General features: G+C 69.8%; 7 protein-coding genes and 1 pseudogene. 5 read left to right on the plus strand and 3 right to left on the minus strand.

All coding sequences use genetic code 11. The features are described 5' to 3' along the window. On the minus strand, positions 1-798 hold a 798-nt coding region (locus Q0W60_RS16955; protein ID WP_297697264.1), incomplete at its 3' end, for a winged helix-turn-helix domain-containing protein. Positions 799-910: 112 nt separating this feature from the next. Between Q0W60_RS16955 and Q0W60_RS16960 the strand changes: the two genes are divergently transcribed. The 3 genes from Q0W60_RS16960 to mmcB all read left to right on the plus strand — a co-directional run bounded on the left by Q0W60_RS16960 (position 911) and on the right by mmcB (position 3,389). Then, positions 911-2,035, plus strand: coding sequence for a ferritin-like domain-containing protein (locus Q0W60_RS16960; protein ID WP_297697265.1), 1,125 nt, complete (start codon positions 911-913; stop codon positions 2,033-2,035). A 150-nt stretch (positions 2,036-2,185) separates the two neighbouring features. After that, positions 2,186-2,737 carry a lipocalin family protein gene (locus Q0W60_RS16965; protein WP_297697266.1) on the plus strand — a complete coding sequence of 184 codons (552 nt, stop codon included), beginning with the start codon at positions 2,186-2,188 and terminating at the stop codon, positions 2,735-2,737. A gap of 196 nt (positions 2,738-2,933) precedes the next feature. After that, positions 2,934-3,389: a DNA repair putative endonuclease MmcB gene (mmcB, locus tag Q0W60_RS16970; RefSeq protein ID WP_297697267.1), complete on the plus strand. Its 456-nt coding sequence runs from the start codon at positions 2,934-2,936 to the stop codon at positions 3,387-3,389. On the opposite strand, the gene Q0W60_RS16975 is transcribed toward mmcB, so the two are convergent. Further along, complete coding sequence (locus Q0W60_RS16975) at positions 3,386-5,275, minus strand: S9 family peptidase (RefSeq protein ID WP_297697268.1); 1,890 nt, start codon at positions 5,273-5,275, stop codon at positions 3,386-3,388. The genes mmcB and Q0W60_RS16975 overlap by 4 nt on opposite strands. 330 nt (positions 5,276-5,605) lie before the next feature. On the opposite strand from Q0W60_RS16975, the gene Q0W60_RS16980 reads away from it, so the two are divergent. Together Q0W60_RS16980 and Q0W60_RS16985 are read left to right on the plus strand one after the other, a co-directional pair. Beyond that, positions 5,606-5,779 carry a hypothetical protein gene (locus Q0W60_RS16980; RefSeq protein WP_297697269.1) on the plus strand — a complete coding sequence of 58 codons (174 nt, stop codon included), beginning with the start codon at positions 5,606-5,608 and terminating at the stop codon, positions 5,777-5,779. Positions 5,780-5,848: 69 nt separating this feature from the next. Further along, positions 5,849-6,076 (plus strand): hypothetical protein, encoded by a 228-nt coding sequence (locus Q0W60_RS16985; protein WP_297697270.1) that lies wholly within the window; start codon positions 5,849-5,851, stop codon positions 6,074-6,076. A gap of 60 nt (positions 6,077-6,136) precedes the next feature. Here Q0W60_RS16985 and Q0W60_RS16990 read toward each other — a convergent pair. After that, a pseudogene (locus Q0W60_RS16990) lies at positions 6,137-6,424 on the minus strand (WD40 repeat domain-containing protein); the annotation flags it as partial.

Here is a 6,424-nt window from a genome sequence, read left to right on the forward strand (position 1 = left end):
GAGCGACACCGGCTCCAGCTCGACCGCCTTGCGCGCCGCGCGCTCGGCCTCCACGAAGCGGCCGACGGCGGCCAGCGCAAAGGCGTGGTGGCGCCGCGTCGGGCCGAGGCCAGGATCGAGCGCGATCGCCCGGCGGAGCGCCGCGTCCGCCGGCTCGAAGGCGCGCTCGGCGAGCAGCATCGCAAGGCCCAGCGCCGCCCAGCCGGCGGCGAGGCTCTCGTCCAGCAGGGTCGCGGTGCGCGCCTCGGCCTTGGCGGCCGTGAGCAGCCCCTCGGCCGAGCTCGTCAGCTGCTCGGCGATCAGCGCCTCGGCGAGGCCGGCGTGCGCCGGCGCCCAGCCCGGCGCGGCCTTCACCGCGGCGTCGAAGTAGAGGCGGGCCTGGGCCAGGCCCAGCGGGGCCGCCAGCGCGGCGCGGGCCTTGGCGAGCAGCTCGGCGGCCTCGCGCGGCGGCTCGCGCCCAGGCGCGGCGGCCATCGGCCCTTCGACGGCGCCCAGCAGGCGATAACCGCGCTTGGGCAGGGTCTCGATGTATCGATGCTCGCGGGTCTCGCCGAGTGCGCGGCGCAGGCGGCTCATGGCGGCGGCCAGGGTGTCGTCGCCGATGGCGCGGCCGCCCCAGACGCCGCCGATGATCTCGTCCTTGGAGAGCACGCGCCCGCCGGAGCCGGCGAACAGCAGCAGCAGGTCCATGAGCTTCGGCTCGAGCCGGGTCTCGGGCCCGCCGGACAGCGGCGCGATCGCGCCCCGCGCCGGCTCGACGCGCCAGTCGCCCAGCTCGAACGGCCGCTCGCTCGCCATGCGCCGCCTCCCTTGGTCGGGGAGACTAGCGGGAAATGACGCCCCCGCCATTTTCTTTGACGCCGCGGGCCGCGAGGGTGAACATCGCCCACGCATCCGGCGGAGGACCCCGATGGCCGACGGCAACATCACCAAGGACGCCATGTACGGCGCCGTCGCGCCGGACGACTTCGAGTCCATGCTGACGCTCGACCGTTACGGCGAGCGCTCGAGCGCCTTCGACAAGATCATCTCGGCCACCCACGACCATTTCTGGGATCCGCTGGACCCCAAGTACATCGACTTCTCCGAGCCCTTCGACCTGGAGACCGAGGCGCTGATGCCGGACGAGACCCAGCCGATCCTGCGGCTGCCGTACGTGGCCGAGACGCTGAAGGATCCGAAGCAGAAGATAGGCTTCATCAACTACATGCAGCTGCGCAGCTTCTCCTCGATCCTGCATGGCGAGCAGGGCGCGCTGAACCTCTCGGCCAGCCTCTGCCACGTGCTCTACGACCAGGGCGCCCAGGAGTACGCGGCCAACCAGACGCGCGAGGAAGCCCGCCACGTCACCGCCTTCGCCAAGTATATCAAGGTGCGCTGGGGGCGGCCGACGGTGTGCGGGACGGCGCTGAAGAGCCTGCTCGTCGAGATCATCGAGGCGCCGGAGGTCTACAAGAAGATCGTCGGCATGCAGATGCTGGTGGAGGGCCTGGCCATGGGCGCCTTCTCCAACGGCTATCGCTACAACCGCGACCCGCTGGCCCGGAAGCTGTTCCAGCTGGTGATGACCGACGAGGCCTTCCACCACAAGTTCGGGAAGATCTGGGCCGACCGCACCGTGCCGCAGCTGACCGAGGCGGAGCGCAACCAGGTCGAGGACTGGACCGCCCACTGCGCCCAGAAGCTGCTCTTCGACCGCGGCGACCCGCGGGAAATGGCCGACATCTACGGCCGCTTCGGCCTCGATCCCGAGCGGGTGATCGCCGACATCGTCCAGCGCCGCAAGGAGCGCGACCCGACGCGCAAGTTCAAGGGCGAGACCAACGTCTTCCGGGTGCTGATCAAGACGCTCAACAACGCCGGCCTGATCACCGAGCGGACGCGCGGCTTCTACGCCATGTACGTCGACATGGACGAGCTCGCCGCCGAGGGCCTGCGGATGCCGGGCGACGACATCGCCGAGGCCGGCATCGCCTACCTGCAGGCGATCAACTTCCAGGATCGCGCGCGGGCCGTGACGATCGCGGCGGAGTAGTTCCCCTGCAAGGCCTGGGATGACGGATGAGAATAGTTCTTCCCTGTCATCAACGGTTCAGCTTGGGGTGCTATGTTGCGGCCATATGACCCGGCGGGCGCGACATGCGCGCGGGTTTCAATATCGCTGTTACGTACGTATCTGGGGCCCATGCTGAAGCGCACCCTGATCTCCGCCGCCGTCGCCGCAGCGTTCGCGGCCGTCACGCCGGCGCTGGCCGCCAGCCCCGGCTCGGCCGCTGCGACCACCGCCGCGGCGCCGCACATCGAGCTGACCCAGATGACGGGGCGCTGGTACGAAGTGGCGCGGATCCCGAACCAGCTGCAGAAGGGCTGCGAGGCCGGGACCTCCGACTGGACGCGCTCCGGCGAGGGTTTCGCGGTCGTGCAGGCCTGCCACAAGGGCCGCGTCGACGGCCCGGTCTCGGAGTGGAAGGCCAAGGCCCGCAGCCTCGATCCGGCCACCAACTCGATCTTCAAGATGAGCTTCTTCGGCGGGCTGGTTTCCAAGGAATACAGGGTCCTGGACCATCGCGCGGCCGAGGGCTGGCTGATCCTCTCCACCGACGACGGCCACTATCTGTGGCTGATGTCGCAGAAGCCGGTGATGGCCGCCGCCGTGCGCAGCGAAGCGCTGACGCGGATCAAGCAGCTGGGCTTCGACGTGAACCGCCTGGAATTCCCGCTGCCGCCGCGGAGCTAGGTCGCTGAACCTTCGCGCCTTCCTGATCGCAATCATTGGGATCATCGTTGTCGCTTCCGCGGTCGAGACCTGGGAATATCTGCGGCCTCGGCACGTAGTCGTGACTTGGCGCAGTCGACCGGTCTTTGAGCATCACCACGCCGAGCCTACTCACTGACCCTTGCATCGCGAACGTAGCCGGAACAAGATTTCCGACATGGACGTCTCCGTCACCGTCGTCGCGGTTTCCAGGCCCGAGACCACCGCCAGCGTCACGCGCGGCGCCGGCCGGCTCCTGACCGCGCTGGGCTATGCGCCGCTCGCCGAAGTGACGCTGCCGAACGGGCGGCGCGCCGACCTGATGGCGCTGGGGCCCAAGGGCGAGCTGTTCATCGTCGAGGTGAAGTCGGGGCTGGAGGACTTCCGCACCGACCAGAAGTGGCATGAGTACGGGCCCTACTGCGACGCCTTCGCCTTCGCCGTGGCCCCGGAGTTCCCGCGCGAGGTGCTGCCCGAAGAGCCCGGCCTGATCGTGGCGGACGGGTTCGGGGGCGCGGTGCTGCGCGAGGCGCCGGTGGTCCCGCTGGCCGGTGCGCGGCGCAAGGCGCTGACCATCGCGTTCGGCCGGCTGGCGGCGCTCCGGGCGGCGGGCGGAGAGGCGGAGGCGCTCTAACTCCCCAGGTATTTGTCGAACCAGGCGACGACGCGGTCCTCGATGTCGGCCTGGTGGACCGGGTCGGCGATGTGGTGGCCTTCGCCGGGGTAGATCATCAGCGAGGTCGGCACGCCCATGGCCTTCAGCCCGTGCCACATCTCGATGGACTGCGGGGCGGGGCATTCCACGTCCAGCTCGCCGACGTAGATGAAGGTGGGCGTCTTGGCCTGCCGGATGTAGCGGATCGGCGACAGGCGGTCGTAGACGGCCGGGTTGTCGTAGGCGGTGCCGCCGAAGAACGGGACCATCCACTGGTCGATGCCGTTCTCGCCATAGTAGCTCACCCAGTCGGCGATGCCGGCCCCGGCCGCCCCGGCGCGGAAGCGGTTGGTCTGGGTGACGGTCCACATGGTCATGAACCCGCCGTAGGAGCCGCCCATCACCGCCAGGCGGTGGTCGTCGACCGGAGCGATCTTCTCCACCGCGTCGACCCCTTTGAGGATGTCCCGCAGGTCGCCGCCGCCGAAGTCCTCGATGTTGGCCTTGGTGAAGGCCTCGCCCTGGCCATAGGAGCCGCGCGGGTTGGGCAGGAAGATGAAGTAGCCGTGGCCCAGCAGGGCGTGGACGTCGCCCTCCCAGATGAAGCGCGGGGTGACCGCGGCGGAGGGTCCGCCGTGCACCTGGACGGCCATCGGATAGGTCTTGCCGGCGGTGAGGCCCTTGGGCGTCAGCAGCCAGCCCTGGATCTGGTGGCCCTCGTTGGTCCAGGTGACGCTCTTGGCCTCGGCGTTGGCCGTGAGCGCGTCGTTGTCGTGGGTGATCGGCACGGCCTTGCCGAGGGGGCCCGCCACGATCCGCGGGGCGAGCGCGAAGGTCTGGTAGCTGGTCGCGAGCTCGCGCCCGTCAGCGGACATTGAGAAATGGCCGTCGCCCGCGCCGATGCTGGCCGCATCGGTCCACAGCGGCTTGCCCGGCCCCGCCTTGCCGATCTCCACCAGGCTCTGGCGATCGCCGACCAGCACGGTGGCGAAGACGCCCGTGCGGGTGCGCATCAGCGAGGTGAAACTGCCGTTGAAGCCGGGGGTGAGGTCCTGCGGTTCCCCGCCCGCGATCGGCACGGCGTAGAGGTCGCCGCCGACCGAGCCGAAGTCGCTCATCAGGCCGCCGATGAAGAGCACGCTTTTGCCGTCCGGCGCGGCGCGCGGGTTGGCCACCTGCAGCTTCGGGGCCGCCAGCAGGCGCGCCTGGCCGGTGGCGAGGTCCACCGCCTCGAGACGGGCGACCCAGTAGTTGTTGTCGCCGTCGCCAGGCGCGTCGCTGGCCACGAAGCCCTTGCCGTCCGGGGTCCAGTCGTACTCGTAGACGAAGCGATCGCCCGGCGAGACCATGCGCAGCGCCTGGCCCTCCACCACCGCGATGCGGCGCTCGTCCGGGGCGGCGTCGAGGTCGCCCACCCGGCGGGTCCCCGCGCTCGTCGCGCCCGCCTCCTTGTGGGCATGGGCCGTGGCCAGAACCGCCAGCGCCTTGCCGTCGGGCGAGAAGCGCGGCTTGGCGATCAGGCCATCGAAGCTCAGCACCGTGTGGGCGCCGCTCGTGTCCCCGAACACCAGGGCCGAGGTGTGTGTCTTGCGGTCCGACGAGGTGAAGGCCAGCGTCTTGCCGTCCGGCGACCAGGCCGGATCGTCATAGCGGCAGGTCGCGCAGGGGTCGTAGGTCGCCATGACCACGCCATCGGAGGCGCGGCGGACCACGACCGTGCCGTGCGGCGCCTCGGGCCGGCGCGGCGTCTCGAAGGATTCGACCGATGCCACGAAGGCGCCGTTGGGCGAGAGCGCGACGCGCTCGTACTGATGAACGCCCGAGATCGCGGCCGCCGCCGCCAGAGCCGCCAGAGCGACCGCCATGTCACCAAATCCCCGACTTGATACCGCCTCCAGGCTTTAGGGCCTCGGGCGGCGAACTCAAGCCCTTAGCGTCTGCGGCCGATCATCCCGAAGATCTTGGGGATCATCAGGCCCAGCAGGGCGCAGATCAGGGCAATCAGGAAAAGCAGGTTCATCGGGGACTTTGCAGCGAGCGCGGCGGAAGCACCGCGAGGCCAGAAGCGGAGAACCCCCGGTTCGCGTTCCAAGCTTGGCCGCAGAATTGTTTCAGGTCCGACGCCGACCTTTGCCGGGAACCGGCGCGGAATCGCTCCCGTTGACCCAGTGCAACCCTATTCCGGAGATTTTGAGATGACGGGCAGAGAGCTGATCGAGCCGCACAAGGGCGACAAGCGCTACGTGCGTCGTGACGAAAAGGGCCAGTTCGGCAAGCAGGTGGACGTCGGGCGCTCACTGGCCGCCGACCAGCGGAAGGACGCCAAGACCAAGGTCAAGCCCGGCCAGGGAGACCGCGGCGACCGCTGACGACCGCGGGAACGAACAAACCTTCGCCTCACGGCGTTAGGCTTTGATCACGACCCGAGGAGAACGCCTGTGAAGACACTGATCATTGCGCTTGCCGTGACCGCCCTGGCCGGAGCCGCTGCGGCCCAGCCATACGGCGACCACCGCGACAACCCCGGCGACCATCGCGACGCCGCCGTGGTGGACCGCGATCACGACCACATGGATCATCACATGCGCCATCACCGGCACCGGGTGTGCGTGTGGCGCCATCACCACCGCGTGTGCCGGTGGCGGGGCGATTTCGACCACCGCTGATCCGCCGCCCTCGACCGTAGCCAGCGCCTCCCCCGTCGCAGTCGCGGCGGGGGAGGTTCTTTATTGTGCGATCTCCGCGACGCCTGCCCCGCCGTCCTCGTCGCCCCAGGCGACGCGGCGGCCGTCGCTCGACATGGCGAGCGCGGAGATGGGCGAGCCCTTTTCGGCCTTCAGCGGGATGATCTTCTGGCCGGCCAGGTCGCAGGCCCAGACCCGCCCGTCGTCCAGGCCGGCGGCGACCCAGTTCAGCCCCGGCGCGGCACCCACGCGCACGACCAAGGCGGTTTCATCGTAGCCGATCTCGGCGGCCTGCTTGCCCATCGGCCCGGTCGAGCCCGCGAACGGCCA

Origin of the sequence: Phenylobacterium sp., from assembly GCF_025934275.1 — a bacterium.
Lineage (GTDB): Bacteria > Pseudomonadota > Alphaproteobacteria > Caulobacterales > Caulobacteraceae > Phenylobacterium.